This window comes from Kribbella sp. NPDC004875, from assembly GCF_042873375.1.
Classification (GTDB): Bacteria; Actinomycetota; Actinomycetes; order Propionibacteriales; family Kribbellaceae; genus Kribbella.
In genome coordinates this window covers 793,915-812,896 of record NZ_JBIALI010000004.1, presented here as the reverse complement: position 1 = coordinate 812,896, position 18,982 = coordinate 793,915, and the positions used below count along the sequence as shown (strand labels likewise).

General features: G+C 69.1%; 15 protein-coding genes. 6 read left to right on the top strand and 9 right to left on the bottom strand.

Annotated elements, in window-relative coordinates; genetic code table 11:
- Positions 1 to 42: 42 nt before the first annotated feature.
- Positions 43 to 2,055: a glycogen debranching N-terminal domain-containing protein gene (locus ACFYRH_RS26105; RefSeq protein ID WP_387780471.1), complete on the top strand. Its 2,013-nt coding sequence runs from the start codon at positions 43 to 45 to the stop codon at positions 2,053 to 2,055.
- Here the strand turns inward: ACFYRH_RS26105 and ACFYRH_RS26100 are convergent.
- Positions 2,013 to 2,630, bottom strand: a complete 618-nt coding sequence (locus ACFYRH_RS26100; protein ID WP_387780468.1) for a LysE family translocator — start codon at positions 2,628 to 2,630, stop codon at positions 2,013 to 2,015. The two genes, ACFYRH_RS26105 and ACFYRH_RS26100, sit on opposite strands and share 43 nt — an antisense overlap.
- Before the next feature lie 89 nt (positions 2,631 to 2,719).
- Between ACFYRH_RS26100 and ACFYRH_RS26095 the strand changes: the two genes are divergently transcribed.
- On the top strand, positions 2,720 to 4,195 hold the full coding sequence (locus ACFYRH_RS26095; RefSeq protein ID WP_387780465.1) for a PLP-dependent aminotransferase family protein: 1,476 nt from the start codon (positions 2,720 to 2,722) through the stop codon (positions 4,193 to 4,195).
- Between the two features lie 108 nt (positions 4,196 to 4,303).
- Here ACFYRH_RS26095 and ACFYRH_RS26090 read toward each other — a convergent pair whose 3' ends face one another.
- Complete coding sequence (locus tag ACFYRH_RS26090; RefSeq protein ID WP_387780462.1) at positions 4,304 to 4,531, bottom strand: hypothetical protein; 228 nt, start codon at positions 4,529 to 4,531, stop codon at positions 4,304 to 4,306.
- Between the two features lie 392 nt (positions 4,532 to 4,923).
- Here ACFYRH_RS26090 and ACFYRH_RS26085 point away from each other — a divergent pair, with 392 nt between their 5' ends.
- The 3 genes from ACFYRH_RS26085 to ACFYRH_RS26075 all read left to right on the top strand — a co-directional run bounded on the left by ACFYRH_RS26085 (position 4,924) and on the right by ACFYRH_RS26075 (position 8,086).
- Positions 4,924 to 7,008, top strand: a complete 2,085-nt coding sequence (locus ACFYRH_RS26085) for a type IIA DNA topoisomerase subunit B (RefSeq protein ID WP_387780459.1) — start codon at positions 4,924 to 4,926, stop codon at positions 7,006 to 7,008.
- 140 nt (positions 7,009 to 7,148) lie between these two features.
- Positions 7,149 to 7,799, top strand: a complete 651-nt coding sequence (locus tag ACFYRH_RS26080; RefSeq protein WP_387780456.1) for an HAD family hydrolase — start codon at positions 7,149 to 7,151, stop codon at positions 7,797 to 7,799.
- Positions 7,800 to 7,960: 161 nt separating this feature from the next.
- Positions 7,961 to 8,086, top strand: coding sequence for a hypothetical protein (locus ACFYRH_RS26075; protein ID WP_387780453.1), 126 nt, complete (start codon positions 7,961 to 7,963; stop codon positions 8,084 to 8,086).
- A gap of 42 nt (positions 8,087 to 8,128) precedes the next feature.
- On the opposite strand, the gene ACFYRH_RS26070 is transcribed toward ACFYRH_RS26075, so the two are convergent.
- Positions 8,129 to 9,451, bottom strand: a complete 1,323-nt coding sequence (locus ACFYRH_RS26070; protein WP_387780450.1) for a hypothetical protein — start codon at positions 9,449 to 9,451, stop codon at positions 8,129 to 8,131.
- Between the two features lie 37 nt (positions 9,452 to 9,488).
- Positions 9,489 to 10,616, bottom strand: a complete 1,128-nt coding sequence (locus ACFYRH_RS26065) for a tyrosine-type recombinase/integrase (RefSeq protein WP_387780447.1) — start codon at positions 10,614 to 10,616, stop codon at positions 9,489 to 9,491.
- A 125-nt stretch (positions 10,617 to 10,741) separates the two neighbouring features.
- On the opposite strand from ACFYRH_RS26065, the gene ACFYRH_RS26060 reads away from it, so the two are divergent.
- The gene (locus tag ACFYRH_RS26060) at positions 10,742 to 11,935 is read left to right on the top strand and encodes a hypothetical protein (protein WP_387780444.1); all 1,194 of its coding nucleotides are present in this window, start codon (positions 10,742 to 10,744) and stop codon (positions 11,933 to 11,935) included.
- Between the two features lie 2 nt (positions 11,936 to 11,937).
- Here ACFYRH_RS26060 and ACFYRH_RS26055 read toward each other — a convergent pair whose 3' ends face one another.
- From ACFYRH_RS26055 to ACFYRH_RS26035, 5 genes are all read right to left on the bottom strand, one after another.
- Positions 11,938 to 15,009, bottom strand: a complete 3,072-nt coding sequence (locus ACFYRH_RS26055; RefSeq protein ID WP_387780441.1) for an alpha-N-acetylglucosaminidase TIM-barrel domain-containing protein — start codon at positions 15,007 to 15,009, stop codon at positions 11,938 to 11,940.
- Positions 15,010 to 15,120: 111 nt separating this feature from the next.
- On the bottom strand, positions 15,121 to 15,618 hold the full coding sequence (locus ACFYRH_RS26050; protein ID WP_387780438.1) for a beta-class carbonic anhydrase: 498 nt from the start codon (positions 15,616 to 15,618) through the stop codon (positions 15,121 to 15,123).
- Complete coding sequence (locus ACFYRH_RS26045; RefSeq protein ID WP_387780435.1) at positions 15,615 to 16,556, bottom strand: sucrase ferredoxin; 942 nt, start codon at positions 16,554 to 16,556, stop codon at positions 15,615 to 15,617. The genes ACFYRH_RS26050 and ACFYRH_RS26045 overlap by 4 nt, the downstream gene beginning before the upstream one ends.
- A gap of 46 nt (positions 16,557 to 16,602) precedes the next feature.
- Positions 16,603 to 18,261, bottom strand: coding sequence for an MFS transporter (locus ACFYRH_RS26040; RefSeq protein WP_387780432.1), 1,659 nt, complete (start codon positions 18,259 to 18,261; stop codon positions 16,603 to 16,605).
- A 25-nt stretch (positions 18,262 to 18,286) separates the two neighbouring features.
- Positions 18,287 to 18,982 (bottom strand): LppX_LprAFG lipoprotein, encoded by a 696-nt coding sequence (locus tag ACFYRH_RS26035; protein WP_387780681.1) that lies wholly within the window; start codon positions 18,980 to 18,982, stop codon positions 18,287 to 18,289.

Here is an 18,982-nt window from a genome sequence, read left to right as displayed (position 1 = left end):
ACCGACACTCTCTCGCACACCGGGACCTTTTAGGGTGGGGCTATGCCGCAATTGCACGAACTAGTCACTGCTCTCGCCGCCCCGTGGGTCGCTCTGTCGCCGCGCTCCGGTCAGCTCACCGGCTCCGGCGCCGAGGGGGTGTACGCGCGGGACCGCCGGATCCTGTCCCGGCTCGTCGTCACGGTCGACGGCCGCGAACCGGCCCCGGTCCACGTCGACGAGCGCGACGCGGCCACCCACCAGTACGTCGCGACGGTGGAGGGACTGGGCGACACCCGGCACGACCCGACCGTGATGCTGTACCGGACGCGCACGGTCGCCTCCGACGGCCTTACCGAGCAGATCACGCTGGTGAACCGGTCCCGGTCGGCGATCGAGTGCCGGCTGGAAGTTGCCCTGGGCACCGACCTCGCGGGGACCGCGGCGGTCCGCAGCGGCGCGGCGGCCGGCCTGCCGCAACTCGCGCCGCTCCCGGACGGTCCCGGCCGTACCCGGTGGGAGAGCGCCGGCACGCGGGTCGTGGTCACGGCGAACCCGGGCGTGTCGGCATCACCGCGGCTCGAGCCGGGGGAGGAGTTCACGCTGACGCTGCACGTGTCGGCTGAGTTCCCGGCGTCGACGACCGGCTTCGCGATCGAGCCGCCCGCCGAGCGCACGCCGTACGACGTCAGCGTGTCGTGCGACGACAAGCGGGTCGAGCGCTGGTTCGACCGTTCGCTCCAGGACGTTCTCGCTCTGCAACTCGCGGCCGGCGATGACCGGTACCTCGGCGCCGGACCGCCGTGGTACCTGACGCTCTTCGGCCGCGACTCGCTGATCTCGTCGGGCATGCTGATCCCGGTCGATCCGGGCCTGGCCGCGGGCACGCTGCGCGCGCTGGCCGCGTGGCAGGGCACGAAGGTCGACGGCGAGTCGGCCGAGCAGCCGGGCAAGATCCCGCACGAGTTGCGCGCCGAGGTCGCCGACCACGGTGGCGGTCTGGTCCTCCCGGCCGCGTACTACGGAACGCACGACGCGACCCAGCTCTGGATCACCACGTTGCACAAGGCCTGGCGCTGGGGCATGCCGGCCGACGAGGTGCGTGCGCTCCTCCCGAACCTGCAGCGCGCCCTGTCCTGGATGAAGGAGTACGCCGACCCGGACGGCGACGGCTTCCTCGAGTACGTCGACGAGTCGGGCCACGGCCTCGCCAACCAGGGCTGGAAGGACTCCAACGACGCCGTGCAATGGCCCGACGGCACGCTCGCGACGGCACCGATCGCGCTCTGCGAGGTGCAGGGCTACGCCTACGCGGCCGCCGTGCAGGGCGCCGAGTTGCTCGAGGCGCACGGTGAGTCCGGTGACGAGTGGCGGGAGTGGGCGGCCGCGCTGCAGGAGCGGTTCCGGAAGACGTTCTGGGTCGACGGCTACCCGGCGATCGCGCTGGACGGTGCGAAGAACCCGGTCGCCGGCCGCGCCTCGAACATGGGCCACCTGCTCGGCACCGGGTTGCTCGACGCCGACGAGGAGGAGACGGTCGCCGAGGTGCTGGCCGGCGCCGACCTGAACAGCGGCTTCGGCCTCCGAACGTTGTCCACGGCAATGACCCGCTTCAACCCGCTCGGCTACCACACCGGCAGCGTCTGGCCGCACGACACCGCGATGACGGTGCAGGGTCTGTTCGCGACCGGCGAGTCCGAGGTCGCCTCGTCGTACGTCGAGGGTCTGATCCGGGCCGCGGAGGCGTTCGGCTACCGGCTGCCCGAGCTGTACGGCGGTCGTGGGACGGGCGCGGAGAGTACGCCGACGCCGTACCCGCTGTCGTGCCGGCCGCAGGCGTGGGCCGCGGCGTCCGCTGTGGCGGTGCTGGTCGCGGCGCTCGGGATCGAGCCCGACGTACCCGGTGGGACGCTGGTGCTGAACCCGGCGGCGTCGGTGCCGTGGAAGATGCTCGAGATCCGCGGCCTGCAGGTTGGCGGCGAGACGCTGTCCGTGCGGCTGCAGGACGGCGAGCTGACCGTCCTGGAAGCGCCTCAGAGCGCGGTGACCAAGGCGAACGCGGACAACGCCAAGTAGATCGCCGCGACCACGACGGTGCGCCGGCGGTTCGTGGTCCGGAAGGAGCGGAAGCGGCGCCCGATCGCGTCGGCGCCGACGGCATAACAGAGGTCGAGAGTGAGGCCGATCAGCAGGGTGCCGGCGCCGAGGAGCAGCATCTCGGTACGGAGCTGGACCGGGCCGGCGCCGCGCGTGGTGAACTGCGGAAGGAAGGCCAGGAAGAACAGCGCGGCCTTCGGATTGAGCAGGTTCACCACGACGCCGTCGCGGAACACCCGGCCGAGGGGCGCGGCCTGGATCCCGTCGGACTGCTCGGCGGCCGGCGCCTTGAGGAGCTTGAGGCCGAGGTACAGGGCGCCTGCGACCGTGATGGCGGTGAACAGCGTCGGGGAGGTCTGGACGAGCGCTGCCAGACCGAGCGCGGTCACGACGATGTAGACGAGCGTGCCGGTCTCGACTGCCAGCGCGGACACCACGCCCGCGCGACGGCCCTGCGTGAGGCTGCGGAGCGAGATGTAGAGGTTGTTCGGCCCCGGCATCCCGACCAGCACCACCGTCGCGCCGGTGAACCCCAGTACCTGACCGATCCCCATACAGCACTCGCTTCTTCTCGAACTGGACTGCCTGCCGGTACTAGCCTGGCGGCGGCAGCAGCAGTCCACCCGAGCCAATAAGAGGAGAAGTGGACCGTTTTACGGACGCCGCGGGCCTGGCCGACCTGATCGGTCATCGGTTGAGCGGCCGCGGCGGCGGGCTGTACCGGCGCCTGGCCGACGAGATCGCCGCGCTGATCGGCTCCGCCGAGCTCCCGGTCGGCGCCCGGCTCCCGTCCGAGCGGCGGCTGGCCGAATCGCTGGCGATCAGTCGTTCCACGGTCGTCGCGGCGTACGACGAACTTCGCGCCCGCGGCCTGGTCGAGAGCCGCCGAGGCAGTGGTACGACGGTCGCGCGCGCCGCGGGCCGTGGACGTTCACGAGCGGACAAGCGCATGCCGGCCGGGTACGGCGAATCGCTGTTCCACCGCATCACGGTCGGCCCGGGCGAGGTCATCTCCCTCACGTACGCCGTCGATCCCGGCCTGCCCGAGCTCTCGGAGGAGCTGATCGGTCTCGCGACGAGCGATCTGCCGACCTTGCTCGGCGATGTCGGTTACCACCCGCGTGGTCTGCCGGTGCTGCGGGAGCGGATCGCCGAGCACTTCACCGAGTCCGGTCTGCCGACGTCCGCGGAGGAGATCGTGGTCACGACCGGTGCGCATCAGGCGATCGCGTTGGTGACACAGATGTACCTGCGCAACGGCGCGGCGGTCGCGATCGAGCAGCCGAGCTGGCCGGGGTGTTTCGATCTGTTCGGGGCGGCCGGCGGGCGAGTGGTCGGCGTACCGCTGGACGATGCCGGGATCCGGCCGGAGCTGCTGGAGGCCGCGTTCGCCGCGCATCAGCCGGCGATGTTGTTCGTGATGCCGACATTCCACAATCCGACCGGTCGGCTGATGTCGGCGAACCGGCGGCGGCAGGTCGCGGAGCTGGCGGCGCGGCACGGGGTTGTGGTGGTGGAGGACAACGCGTACTCGGCGTGGGATCCGTCCGGGCCGGAGATTCCGCCACCGCTGGCGGCGTACGCGCCGGACGATACTGAGGTCCTGACGATCGGATCCGTTTCCAAGGCAGTCTGGGGCGGACTGCGGATCGGCTGGATCCGGGCCTCGCGGCCGTTGGCGGAGCGGCTGGCGCGGCACAAGGCGCTGGCCGATCTCGGCAGTCCGGTGATCGATCAGGCACTGACCGCCCGGCTGCTGCCGCGGCTCGGCGAGCTGACGGCGGCGCGAGCCCGTTCCGCGACCACGCGCAAGGCGCTGATGGGGGAGTTGCTGTCGCAACGGCTGCCGGAGTGGGAGTGGTCGCCGCCGGTCGGCGGGTCCGCGCTGTGGATCCGGCTGCCGGACACGGACGCGCGGGTGTTCGCCCAGGTGGCGTTGCGGCACGGCGTCGAGGTGGTGGCGGGTCAGGCGATGGATCCGACCGGCGAGCACGACGACTACCTACGGGTGCCGTTCGCTTACTCGGAGCAAGTTCTTGACGATGCGGTCACCCGCTTGGCGCGGGCGTGGCGGGAGCTCCGCCGGCACGGTCCCGGGCCTGATGTACCTGTTGTGTAAGGAATCGGAGGCACGAAGGGACGGCGGTCCACTCTCCCGAGTGAACCGCCGTCGAAGCCTGCGATGACTTTGGCGCCGCCGTTGGCGCGTTTGGAACAGCCTGATGCTTTACCGCTCGTCTTCCGCGATCGTGGGGGTGGCTTCGAGCCGACCCGTCTCGTCGTGGATCGTGATCGCGATGTCGCGCAGCTTCTCCGAGTGCTCCCGGCCGTGGTGGGCGCAGAAGAGCAGCTCCCCACCGCTGGTCAGGGTGACCCGGACGTAGGCCTGCGCACCGCAGCGGTCACAACGATCCGCGGCCGACAGGGCCGAACTCGGGGCGAGTGCTGTAGTCATTGAGGCCTCATCTCATCTAGTTCCGTACTCACCAGATTGCAACATCCTGACATGCGGATCGCTTCCCGGTGGGGACAACGTGTCCGTATGTGAGACGAACCACCTGCATTGCTATGACGCTTGCTGACGCGGAATCGTTTCGTCGACGGGCGATTTTCTGGTGAGCCACGGAGGCGGGGTGCTTCTTCTCTCACTGTGCGCCATGGAACCGTCACCGTGTGCTCGGACCCGGAGTGTCGTACACCACTGCGAATCGAGTCCGGATCGATACCTGACGCGACACGTGTCTCCGGTACCCGCCCGGATGCGGCCGCCGGGCCTGCCTGCGGCGTTTTGGGGGTGCGGCCGCATACTCTGTCCGTAGTAAGTGCGTGAACCAGTGAAGGAGCCAAGTGGCCGCCCCGACGCCTCGCAGTACCGAGCTCGACCCGACGTACAACGCCCGCAACCTGCTCGTCCTCGAAGGTCTGGAGGCGGTCCGGAAGCGCCCCGGCATGTACATCGGGTCCACCGACAGCCGCGGCCTGATGCACTGCCTGTGGGAGATCATCGACAACGCCGTCGACGAGGCCCTGGCCGGCCACGGCGAGCGGATCGACGTCGTGCTCTACAAGGACGGCTCGGTCGAGGTGAAGGACCGCGCCCGCGGCATCCCGGTGGACATCGAGCCGAAGACGAAGCTCAGCGGTGTCGAGGTCGTCTTCACCAAGCTGCACGCCGGCGGCAAGTTCGGCGGCGGCTCCTACAACGCGTCCGGTGGTCTGCACGGCGTCGGCGCCTCGGTGGTGAACGCGCTGTCCGCGCGGCTGGACGTCGAGGTCGACCGTGGCGGCACGGTCTGGACCACTTCGTTCCGGCGTGGCGTGGCGGGCGAGTTCGACGGCGACGGCGCGAACGCGTCCTTCACGCCGTCGAAGGGGCTGCGCAAGGCCGGCCGGGCGAAGAAGGGTGTCACCGGCACCCGGATCCGCTACTGGGCCGACCGGCAGATCTTCACCAAGGACGCGACCTTCAACTACGACGAGCTGGTCACCCGGGCGCGGCAGACGTCGTTCCTGGTGCCGGGCCTCGAGCTGGTGATCCGCGACGAGCGCGGCGACGAGGTCACCGAGGAGACCTTCAAGCACGACGGCGGGATCAGCGAGTTCACCGAGTTCCTCGCCACCGACCAGAAGGTCACCGACGTCATCCGCCTGGCGGGCACCGGTCACTTCACCGAGACCGTTCCGATGCTCGACGACGCCGGCCACATGACGCCGACCGACGTCGAGCGCGACCTCGACGTCGACATCGCGGTCCGCTGGGGCGATGGGTACGAGACCGAGCTGCGTTCGTTCGTGAACATCGTGGCCACACCGAAGGGCGGCACGCATGTGGCCGGCTTCGAGCGCGCGCTGTCGAAGAGCTTCACCAACGCCCTCGACGGCACCCGGCTGCTGAAGAACGGCGAGGAGATCATCAAGGACGACGTCCTCGAGGGGATGACCGCGGTCGTCACGGTGCGGCTCGCGGAGCCGCAGTTCGACGGGCAGACCAAGGAGGTCCTCGGGACGCCGGCGGCCTCGCGAATCGTCGCGAAGGTCGTGCAGACCGAGCTTGAGTCGTTCCTGACCTCGACCAAGCGCGAGTTCAAGGCGCAGGCGCGGGCCGTGCTGGAGAAGGTGGTGGCCGCGTCCCGGACGCGGGTCGCCGCTCGTCAGCACCGCGAGCTGCAGCGCCGGAAGACCGCCCTGGAGTCATCGGCGCTGCCGTCCAAGCTGGCCGACTGCCGCAGCAACGACGTCGACCGCTCCGAACTGTTCATCGTCGAGGGTGATTCGGCTCTCGGTACGGCGAAGCTCGCGCGCAGCTCGGAGTTCCAGGCGCTGCTGCCGATCCGGGGCAAGATCCTGAACGTGCAGAAGGCGTCGGTCGGCGACATGCTGAAGAACGCCGAGTGCGCCTCGATCATCCAGGTGGTCGGCGCCGGCTCGGGCCGGACGTTCGACCTCGAGCAGGCGCGGTACGGCAAGATCATCTTCATGGCGGACGCCGACTCCGACGGCGCCCACATCCGCTGCCTGCTCGCCACGCTGTTCTTCCGGTACATGCGGCCGCTGGTGGAAGCGGGGCGGGTCTACACCGCCGTACCGCCGCTGCACCGGTTCGAGCTGACGAACCCGAAGAAGGGGCAGGACAAGTACCTGTACACCTACAGCGACGCGGAGTACCAGCGGAAGACGGCCGAGCTGATGAAGAAGGGCGTCCGCTGGAAGGAGCCCCCGCAGCGTTACAAGGGTCTCGGTGAGATGGACGCCGACCAGCTGGCCGAAACCACCATGGACCCGCGGCACCGGACGCTGCGCCGGATCACGGTCGACGACGGCGAGGCCGCGGCCCAGGTCTTCGACCTGCTGATGGGCAACGACGTCGCCCCGCGCAAGGAGTTCCTGGTCCAGGGCGCCTACGAACTGGACGAGAACCGCATCGACGTCTGACCTCCGTTGGCCCGGGCCTCGTGGCCCGGGCTACCGCAGGATGTTCCACAACACGATGTTGTGCGCGTGAACAGCCTTCTCGACCCCAAGAAACTGCACCTTGTAGCTCGCGGTCGTGGGCTTGTGTGAGGGTTGGGGACGTGACTGATCTTCCGCGGCTGGCGTGCTTCGATCTCGACAACACGTTGATCGATCGGGACGGGGCGTTTCTGAAGTGGGCTCGGTGGTGGGCGGACCTGAACGGGCTGGGGGAGCCCGGGGTCGAGTGGTTGGTTGCTCATGACAACGGTGGGTACCGGCCGCGGGCGGAGCTGTTCGAGCTGGCCCGGGAGCGGTTCGGGATCGCGACGCCGGCGGACGAGCTGGTGGCGTCGTACAACGAGGAACATCCGTTGTTCACCTGGGTCGAGCCGGACGTGATGGACGGGATCGCGTCGTTGCGTTCGGCTGGGTGGCGGGTCGCGGTCGTGACCAACGGGGACACCGTGCAGCAGGATCTGAAGCTCGAGTACACGCAGATCGGTGCGGCCGTGGACTACGCCTGCGTGTCAGGAACGGTCGGCGTCCGGAAGCCGGACCGGCGGATCTTCGAGGTGGCGGCGGCACGGACCGGGGCGACCCTCGACGGCGGGTGGATGGTGGGCGATCATCCGGCGTACGACATCGCGGGCGGGATCGCCGCCGGGTTGCGGACGATCCAGATCGGCCGGCACCTCGCGGCCGACTCGCCGGTCGCGGACCATTACGTCGACTCGGTCGTCGACGCGTTCCCGGTCGTCTTGGCGGGATGACCTGACCCGCCGGTACGACGTGGGTCGTACCGCCAGCGGCGGTCGCGATCCCCGGGGTGATCGGGACGTTGACTACCAGAGTGATCACCACCAACTACGGTGATCAGTAATGTGTTCATGGAGGTCCGGTCGAACTGCGACGGCATCATGGGCGGAGCTTCATGTCGAAGAGTCGACATTTACCCGTCCCCATCAACGCGTCGAGGGCGCTGGTCACCGGCCTCGCCGCGAACCGTTCCTTCGAGACCGGACTGCCGGCTGAGACCGTGGACGTGCTCAACCGCTGAAAGCGTTCAGAAAACTGATCATGACGCTGATCAGCTTTCTGATCAGTTGAGTGCGCTTCGGAGGATCGCGTGGGCGCCCGCGACGATCGCCTCGCGATTCGCCTCGTAGGTCGGGTCGGTGATCGCGGTCTTGTTGGTCAGGTCGAAGGACAGGACCGGAACGTGCAGGTGGCCGGCCGGCATCGACGGGTCGAGCAGGTCGCGCTGGAGAGTGTTGCGGTAGGCAACTTCATTGGAGAGGTAGCCGCCGCCGGTGCCTTCGGCGGCGATCGAGCCGGGCGTCGGGCCGTCAGGCTGCCGGACAGGGAGCGTCTGGCCGGCCGGGATCTCCAGGACGGAGGTGTTCACGCGCGTCCGGAACGGTGCCACGTCGGCCTGGGCCATGCGGGCCAGCGGAAGACTCGAAGTCAGCCACTCGGGCCCGGACGGCATGCTGGGAGAGACAACCGGAGCGCTGATCGTGCCGCCGCCCCACAGGTTGTTGTTGTCACCGATCGAACTGACCGAGCGGCGGCGTCCGTTGAAGACCTCGAGGTCGAAGATGCCGACGCGGCCCTGGCTGGCCGTCATCACGAGGTCCGCGTGCTGCGGGCCGGGGCGGTAGTGCGGGGCGAGCGCGTTCTCGACCATGTTCTCGTCGAAGTCGGTGTACCGGACCGGAAACACCACGGTCTGGATCTCGTACGTTGTTCCGTTCGCGGTCCACCGTTGGCCGTCCAGGGTGAGGGCGTTGGCGCCCGAGGGGTTGCCGATGCGGATGTCGGCGTCGAGCGTGAACGGGTCGAAGCCCGTCACCAGGACCTTCCGGACGCCCGGTGTGAAGCGGGTGCTGGTGATCCCGCGGGAGGCGTATTCGAACGAACGGATCAGCGTGGCGCGTTCCGTCGTACCGAGGCTGAAGGCCGGTTGCCATTGGCGGATGGTGAGGGCCATCGAGAGTCGAGCCCAGTACAAGCCGCGGTCGTCGGTGGAGGGCAGTGCGTCGGCGCCGCGCGGCGGGTGCTGGGCGCGGTGGGTCGCCGTACGCCAGAGGGCTTCGCCTTGGGTGCTCACCAGGGCGGCTGCGGCTTGGCGGTTCGGGACGCGGCACAGGAGCTGCCTGAAGAGCTCTACCTGGCGGTCGAACCCGGACCGGCGGAGGATCTCCGCCGGCACTGACGGTCCGCCCGCGATACCTCGGGACAGGCGTTGTTCCTCGACGGTGCCGATGACCGCCTGGTCCAGGCAGCCGGTGACCGGTCCACCGCGGAACGCCGGTGCGGTGTCAGGCGCTGCGTGGGCGATCGGAGCACCGGACAGTACTGCGGTCAGCGCCAGCGCGCCGGCGACCAGGGAACGGTGAAATGAGCTGGGGCGGAGTCTCATACACGGGTGTTTATCAGAAGTTCCTCGCCTTTGCAGGCTAGGGCGTGCGGCGGAGGTGCCGGGGTACGGCGGTCATGACGCGGCCGAGGTCGTCGGTGATGGCGGCGACGCGTTCGTTGCGGCCGTCGTCGTCGATGTAGATCATGACGGTGCGGACGTCGGCGTGGATAGTGAGTTCCTGGATGTCCTCGGCGGCCAGGCCGCGGCGTTTCTGGTCGGTGACGGCGGACGCGCGCAGGGAGTGTGGGGTGACCTTCTCCGGCCGGGGGATGCCGGCGGCGCGAGCCAGGCGGCGCAGCATGCGGGTGACGTCGTGGCGGTCCAACCGGTTGCCGGCGGCGTCAGCGATGAGCGGTGCCGGTCCGGAGCCGGTCCAGGGTGGGCGAACGGCGACGTACAGGTCGAGGAGCTCGGCGACCATCGTGTGCAGCGGGACGAGCTTCGTGCTGCCGCCTTTCACAGTGACCTCGAGCCAGGTACGGCGGCCTTGGTCGCGACGGTCGCCGTCGTTGGCCGCGCAGATGCCGGAAACCCGGAGTGCGTCGGTGAACAGCAGCCCGACGACCAGGGCGTCGCGGACGTCGTGCGCGGCGGCGAGCATGGTCGCGATCTGGTCGGCGTCGAGGACGCGGGCGGAGGTGGCCCGGCGGCCGCGTTCGATCTTGGGCCGGTGGTCGTCGACGGAGATGGGGGAGACCGCCGGCAGTCCCCAGCTGGCGGCGTAGCGGTAGAGGCTGGACAGGGTCGAGAGCCTGCGGGAGATCGACGTGTCCGCCGCGCCGGCGTCCTGCTGGCGGGTGAGCCACATGGTGACTTCGGCACGGTGCAGATCGAGCCCGAAGCGTTCCCTGCCGAGATCGTGGCGCGCCCAGTCGGCCCAGAGCAGCAGGTCGTCGGCATAGGCGATCCGGGTGTCACGGCTGCCGCGCCGGGTGCCGCCGAGCCACAACACGACCAGCGCTGTGAGCTCCGGGGTGAGCGCGGCGGCGAGCAGATCGAGCCGGTCGACGAGCGGCGCGGGCCCGTCCGTTGTCTCGCTCCCGAGCGGCCGTCGCTGTCCGAGCGTCCGGCGTACCGCGGCCTCCACTGCCGCATCCGGCCGGGGCAGCTCGACAGCGGCCTCGACCGGCCGGAAAACCAGCGGTCCCGCAGCAGGATTCGTCATCCATACAAACTAGCGCATAACCGGGATTATGCGCTACTTCAGTATGGTTGTGTTGGGTCAAGAATGACGAAACCAAATTGACGCAACGCAAAACTTTATAGACAGAAATCCGTTAGGATGCGGGAATGACGACGACCGAGACTGACCTGGGATCGACGACCCGGCCGGGGATGTGCGAGTTCCCAGGCGTGACCTGCCCGAACCCGAAGCAGGTCGACCCCGGTACGCCGGGCCGCCCAGCGAAGTACTGCGGCCTCGAGGAGGCGGGCGCCGATGGGAGGCCCGTCGTACACAACAAGGCGAACGCCTGGACCGCGAAGAACGCGGCGGCGAAGCGGTCCACCAGTGGCACCCAGCGGCTGAGAGGCAGCGCGGCGCCGGAAGCACCGAGTACGGCGGGGCCGGTCACCGCCGCACGGGTCACGCTGGAGCAGCTGATCAAGACGGACCTTCCGCGGCTGGTGGAAGGCCTCGAAGGGCAGCTCGCGCAGGTCGCGGTGGCGCTCGGCACGTACGGCGACGCGCAGGCAGTGGCCGCTGAGGTGGAACAGGTCCAGGCTGCGTCGCGGGCGCAACTCGCCGACGCCGAACAGCAGTTGGCGGAGGAACAGCATCGCCGGCGTCAGGCCGAGCAAGCCGCAGCCGAGGCCGAAGACGCCCGGGAGGAGGCCGAGGCCGCCGCTCAGCAGGCCGTCAGCGAATTGGTGACGGCCCGCGCCGAACTGCAGGCCGCTCTCGAGCACGCAGAAGACGCCCAGCGCGACCTGATCACGGCTCGGGAGGAGGCGGCCGAGCAGGTCAGCGTGGCGCGGAACGACGCCGAGCAGCAGATCCGTGAGATCCGGGCCGGTGCCGAGCAGCGGGTTCGCGAGATCCAGGCCGAAGCCGAGCAGCAGGTTCGCGAGGTTCAGGCTGACGCCGACCGGCAGATTCCCCAGGCCCGCGCCGAGGCCGAGGCCGCGCAAGCCGCCCAGGTCGCCGCCGAAGCCGACCGGCGCAGCGCACAACAGACCGCTGAGCAACTGCGTGCCGAGCTACGCCAGGACCGCGACCAGCATCGCGCGGAGCTCGACAATCTCCGCGCCGAACACCGCGCCGACCGCGAACAACTCCGTACCGATCACCAGGCCCAGCTCGCCGACCTCAAACAGTCGGCCGACCAGCGGGTCGCCGCGGTCACCACCGCACACCGCGCGGCCCAGCAACTCGTCGACGACCTCCGACGGCAACTCGCCGACCAGACCGCCACAAGGCCGGAGCCGCCGGCGGAACCCGAGCACCGCGTCGGCCGATCCGCCGGAAGTGGATCTCCGGCCTGACCTCAGGTCCCCGGGTTGATTCCTCCTGTGGTTGCGGAGGTGTAGAGGTTCTGGACCTGGCCCGCGGTGAGGGCGCCGGCGAAGATTGATACCTCGTCGACCGAGCCGGTCGTCGAGTCCTTCGGGGGGAAGCTGCCGATGGCGGCGCGTCCGAGGGGTGTGGAGGTGTTCATGGTGCCCACGACGGACCCGTTCGCATACACGGTGATGCGGCTGCCGTCGTCGACGTACGTCAGGTAGGTCCACGTCGACTTGGGTACGACGTAGTTGACCGTGTAGTCGGCGACGTTGCGGCGGGTCACTCCCACTTTGCCCGAGCTCGAGTTGATCTTGACGATCGATGTGTCGCTGTTGAGCAGCGCCATACTGCTCGAGCCACCGGTGATGTTGACCCACGCCCCGACGGACCAGGGGGCGGGAAGGTCGGGAGCCGCCGTGGTGACCGTTCCGGTGCCGCCGGTGAAGCGCAGGGCGCCGCCGACCTTGCCGGGTGCCACGGTGGCGTCGCCCAGCACGGTGCCGTTGTAGCCACCGCGGGCCGCATCCGTGACAGTCCCGTCGGTGTCCATCAGCCAGTGGTCGACGAGCGTCAGCCCGATCACGAACCGGACGGTTGTGGTGTAGGAGGACTCCTTCACGACGATGTCGTGCAGGCCGTCGGGCAGCGTGGCCGGCGAACACGACCACGTGTGGTCCGGCCGGACGGTGGCCGAGCACACGCTCGCGGCGTTCTCGGTGACGGTGACCGCACCGCCGGGGACGCCGAGACCCTCGATGACTCCTGGAGAGGTGGGCAGCCATCCGTTCGGACCGGGGTTCGTGACCACGAGCGGCGAGAGGGACAGCGCATCCGCGATCGCTGTGGCGGCGCTGACCGTGTCACCGGCCGGCGCGGTCGCGAACGTCGGCGCGGACGTGACGAAGGTGCTTGCGCGCGCGATCCAGTCGATGGGCGCCGGGGCCGTCCCGTCGCGCAGCGCCCTGGTCAGCGTGTCGAAGTACGCCTGCCAGTTCGGCTTGTAGTAGCCGCTGAGGAGGCCGCTGTACGTGTGATTGGCGTAGTTGTTCAGCGAGCCTGCCTTGTACCCGTCAGCGGGATCCACCCAGCTGGTCCACAGGTAGAGCAGTGACGTGGCGAGCTGGGATCGAGCAGTCGGGTCCGAGCCCGCAGCCGAGGTTGCGCTCGCGACGTAGCTGCCCATCATGAACCACGGCACCGTCGCCATCACGTCGTCGGTGAGGTCCATCAGCTCCAGCCATCGAGCGGTCAGGGCCTGGAACGCCGCGCTGTCCTTGGTCAGGTACGCCGTATTGATCTTCGGCAGCAGCGTCCTCGTCGTGTTCCCGGTGATGTTGGCCGCGACGTCGGCTAGGTCGAAGTCGTACGCGCCCTTCTGGACGACCGTCGGCGCGGCGAGAAGCAGCTGCGGCAACGCCGTGGCGAATCGTGCAGTGTCGTAGGGCTGCTGCTTCGGTGAGGCCGGGTCCGCGTTCATCGCAGTCAGGTTCGGCTGCGCGACGAACAGGGTCTCGGCAGGCTCCGCGTGCGTACCTGATGACGGACGCGGCAGGGTGTACGCCGTCGCTCCGATGATCTCCCACGCCTTGGCGGCCGCGGTCGTCCCGTACCGTCCGTACGCGAAGTCCTGCATCCACTCCGACAGGCTGAATGCCTCCGCGTGCCAAGGCAGTTCGCTGAGCAACTCGAACGCCGCCGGGTCCTCGAACCCCTCCGGCATCACGGCGATCCCGGTCATGTTGTTGCCCGCGGCATTCAACTGGCCGTAGTACCGGTCGATCCAGAGTTGTCCGGTCGCGCCCATGACGGTGTGTCCGCCGTACGCGTAGATGGATCCGAACAGGTACTTCGTGTTCGGCCAGGCGGCCTCCCGGCCCCACGAGGGCGAGGCGTCGGACAAGCCGTCACTCACGACGAACCGGCTCTTGTCGCTGATGCCGGCCAGTTGCGCGGTCGTGGGGTTGCCTTGCCAGCCGAGCTGCATCCAGGTGGCGCCGGCTTCGTTGTCCTGCAGCGCGGACATGATGCTCGCGGTGATGTCCTGCTGGGCGATGCCGCCGGACGAGCCGCCTTCCTGCAGCGGATTCATCCGGTAGATCGAGGTCTTGCCGAGGAGGTCGTCGGCGTGCCGGTAGTACGACGCGGCGACCTGAGCGAAGAACGGGTCGGTCGGAGCCAGCCAAGCGGGCCTGGGCTGGCCCGACCAGGTTCCCTGCGCGATCACCTTCGTGCCCACGGGAGCGTGGGCGGCGAAGTCGGTAGGCACGGTTCCGATGAACCCGGGCAGCACGGGGACCATCCCCAGTTCCCGGGCGCGATCGGCGATCCGGCGTCCCAGGGACGCTCGCTGATCGAGCAGTTCCTGCGAGATCGGTGCACCGTAGTTGGACACGTTCTGCATCGCCCACCACGGCTGCGTGGTCGGGAGCGGGATCCACGCGCGGGTCTGCTCCGCGGTGTAGCCGAAGTCCTGCAGCACTCGCTGATAGACCGCGTCGGTCCCCGGGAGAACGTAGACCTGGTTGATGCCGTGCAGGGCGTAGATGTCCAGCATCGACTGCCACTGGTCCCAGCCCATGTACGGATCGGTGTAGCCGTCGTGGGTGTCGTTGCCGAGATACCGGTTCGCCGCGTTGGCCGTCTGGGTGATCGGCTCCGACGGCGCCGGCATCGGTGTGGGTACGACGGGATGCGGGTTGCCCAGGTTCGCGGCCGCATGGACGACGTACTTGAGGTACCAGCCGGCGCCTTGGTTCGCCGCCGAGGCCGTGGTCGCGCTGATCGTGACATGGCCGGTCCGGCCCGAGATGGTGAACCGTTCGGCGCCGTCGGTGCTGGGCTTGATCTCGAAGCACACCTGGTGGGACGCCACCGTGCCGGCCACCCGGGAGAGCAGGGCCTGTTGTGCTTGGGTGGACCGCGCCGAGGCCCGGCAGTCAGGCGTGCCCGCGCCGGGTGGCGCGGGCACGGCGACCGCCCCCGTGGCCGGCACCATCAGCAGGCTGACGAGGGCACTGCAGAGAAGGACGAAGGATGCACGGGCGGATCGACGCATGACCTCACCTCACGACCACACAGGGGGACGACGCACTGTCCACCAGAGAATATTAATGAAGTGTGGCTATGTAAAGAGTGAGGTCAAACGCCGGAACGGGGTCCGTCCGGGTCAGTCGATCTGGGTGATCTTGCCGGTGTCGACGTCGTACATGAAGCCGCCGACCACGATGTCGTCGCCGATCAGCGGGTGTTCGCGGACCGCCTTGACGTCGTGGCGCAGGGCCTCGTGCTGGTCGGGGATCACCGAGATCGGCAGGTAACCGGCCGGCTTCCCGGCGGCCAGCTCGACCTTCGCACGCAGGTCGTCCTCGGACATCGAGGCCATCGCGCAGCGCGTGTGCGGGATGATCATGATCCGCTTGACGCCGAGCAACTGGACGCCGAGCACCAGCCCGGTCATCGTGACCTCGGTGACCCGGCCACCCGCCGAACGCAGCACCTTCGCGTCACCCGGCTTCAGGCCGAGCATCTCCAGCGGCGGGATCCGGGAGTCCATACAGGTCACCACACCGATGCCGGCGTGGGCGATCCCGTCGAAGCCGCCGTAGTGGAAGTCGGCGGCGTACTCCGCGTTGGCGGCGAGGATGTCGTCGAATCCGCCGCTCATCGGAGCGCACCTGACAGGGGGGTACCGGCTTGCAGGATCGACATCGCGAACGGCTCCTTTCCACACGAATCAGGACGGGGAGGCTCAGCAGTCACGCTGCTGACCGGGACGAACCACGAGCGACCGTCGACGTGCTGCACCGTCACGGTCTCCGGCCCTTCGGCCACGACCCGCAACGCGTCCAGCCCGAGCTCGCCGATGAGCTCACGGACGGCGACTTCCGCCACCTGACCGCGCTTGGTCCAGGTGGACCGACCGCGCAGCCCGGTCAGGATCGTCTCCCCTTGATCGGCCGCGGCGAGTACTTCCACCGCGGTCTCGACAGTCAGATGGCCGTGCATGGTGCCAGCCGGCAGGTACGTCGCGGTCGGCGCGAACCGATGCCCCCCGAGATGGTTCGCCTCCCACACGCGGCCCGGTGCTCGCTCGGCGAGCCCGGCCACCAACGGCCGGCCGAGCACCGCGCAGCACCCGTCACGCTTGCCGTTCGTGCACACGAGCACGATCGGCTCGTCGACCGGGAGCAGCGCGGGCAGCGACTCGAGCACCGCGGCGCGGTCGCCCCTGGCGACGGCGGCCAGATCGAGCTCGGCGAGCTCGGCAGGATCCGCGACCCGGCCACCGAGCAGCCAGGTCTGACCCGGCCTCGTTGACGCGACGAACACCTGGTGCGATCGCTCGACCTCATCGGCGTGCCGGCCGGGGGAGCGGATCAGACCGAAACGTACGTCGACCTTCTTGCACTCGTCGTCGAACGCCCCACCGAACTCCGGGTCCAGATGACTCTGCGTCGGTGCCTTCGCACCCCACGGCCCAGGCTGCTCCACGACGACCCACGCGGTCGCCACGACCGCGGTCCCCGGCAGCGGCTCACGCAGTACCCGACAGAATGTCGAGCACAGGCCGGGCCGGCCGGAAGGGTCGGGTGCAGGGGTCACACCCTCACGGTACGCGAGCCGAGACGGCTGTCCCTCATGATGATCATCATGTGTGCACAACGCCACGTCGGCCGAGGAGTACGACGGCTAGGACAGCGGCCAGGAAAGCGCTGACGGCCGCACCGGCGAAGATCGCGTGAACTTGTGAAACGGCGGCGTCGCGAAGTGCGTCCAGGAACGGGCGGCAGTTGCCGGGGGAGGACGGGCAGAGCTCGTTGGGAGATTTGATGCCGTCGGCAATGGCGTAGTACCGCCGAAGGCCGATGGCGGTCAGTGCGGAGACGCCGACGAGCATGCCGACCATGCGGGCGACGACCACGAGCGCGCTGACCAGGCCGTGGCTGTCCGCGGGCGTTGCGCCGAGGATGGCGGTGTTGAGCGGTGCCAGCGCGACGCCGAAGCCGAAACCGCAGACCAGCAGTACGACGGTCGCGGTCCAGTGATCGAGCGCCGTACGGCTCCAGAACGCCATCACCACGAACATCGCACCGGACAGCGCGAGACCGCCGCCCGCGATCAGCCCGAGCCCGTAGCGCCGCGTGAGCCACCCGCCGGCGACCGCACCGATCGGCAAGGCGATCAGGAATCGCACGAGGACCAGCGCCGCTTCGAGCTGACCACCGCCTTGGGTGGTGCGAGCGAACACCGGTACGTCGACCAGCGCCGCGATCAGTGCGCAGCCGATCAGAAAACTCACCAGCAACGAGCCCCAGGCCGGTCGCCCGCCGAGGAGTCCACGCGGGACGATCGCGGCCGCCGTACGACGCTGCCACAGTGCGAACGCCACGGCGAACACCGCGGCCGCAACGAGCAACCACGGGCCGGCGGGCGACATCAGCTCGCGCTCCGGATCCGCGGTCGCGAACGCGAGGACGACACCGGCCAGCGCGAGCGCGAGCAGGAACGCACCGACGAGATCGACCCGGGACAGTACGTCGGCCAAGCGGCCGCGGCTGCGCCACAGAACCAGCGCCAGCCAGACGATCGCGAGAACCAGCGTGCCGACACCGATCGGCGTGAGCAGTCGCGACGTACCGGTGAAGGGGACGAACGGCAGGCCGAGGGTCACGCCGGACGCCAGCCGGTCGGGTGCGGTCAGAGTGAGGCCGAGCGCTATACATGCGAGGACGCCGACGATCCCTGAGACTGATGGCCGTCTGCGTCCGCGGAGGAGCAGCGCCAGGACGACGGCGACGACGAGATTGAGCCAGAAGATGTACCGCCAGTCGGCGACGGCGAGCACCGCCGCGCCGAGCAGCGGGCCGAGGACCGAGCCCAGCTCCTGCACCGCGCCGACGATGCCCAGCGGCAGGCCGCGTCGGTCCGCCGGCCAGAGGTCGGCGACCAGTGCCAGCGTCGCGGGCACGAGCCCACCACCGCCGACGCCCTGAAGAAACCGACCGGTTACCACCAGGGGGAGGTCGTAGGCACCGGCCGTGATCAGCGAACCGACCGCGAACAGCAACAGCGCCCCGACGAGCACCGGCGTACGTCCGACGACGTCGGCGATCCGCCCGATCAGTGGCAGCACCGCGATGTACCCGAGCAGGAACCCGGAGATGATCGGCGCGGCCCGCTGCAGCTCGTCTGCCGACAACCCGACCCCGGCCATCATGTTCGGCAACGCCAGCACCACGACGTACGTGTCCGCCGCGGCGAACGCCACCGCAACCGAAGCCAGCGTCAACTGAGCCCGCGACCGCATGCCTACCTCCCCAGAGCCCGGCAGGTCACGGCTTGGTGATCTCGACCTTCTCGCCGTACTTGTCCAGGGTGATGTCGTAGCTGCTGGTGGCGCCGGCATAGAACGGGCCGGTGATGGTGGCGGACACGAGCTGCTTGGAGTCCTTGTCGATCTTGAAGGTGCTCGGGAAGTCCTGGTCGGCCGGCGCCTTCGGGAAGATGCCCTGCAGGCTCTTGCCCGGGATGGAGCCGGTGACCTCGGTGAGAACCTTCGCACCCTCGCGGGTCTCGCCCTTGATCTTCGGGTCCTTCAGCGCCGGCAGCACCGAGGTCAGGCCCTTGGACGGATCGAGCAGCACCGCCGGGTCGGGGGCGCCGAGACCGGCCAGCTGGGACGGCGGGAGCTCGATGTAGCTCGGCGTGAACGACAGCTTCGCGTACACCTTGCTTCCGATCGACACGACCTCCGCGTCGATCGGCGACCCGCCGGACTTCACCGTCAGCTTGCCCTTGAACGCCGGCGCGTGAGTCGCGACGCCGTCACCGCTGGCGAGCGTCTGCCCACTGTCGGGCAGATCGCGCCCGGTCAGCACGATGTGCACGCTCTCCGCGGTGTCGATCGTCTTCTTGGCGTCCGTCAGCAGCGAGACCGCGTCGCCACCGGACTGACCTCCACCGCCGGAGTCCTTCTTGTCGCTGCAGCCCGCCACTGCGAGAACCACGACCGCGCAGAGCGCGAGCAT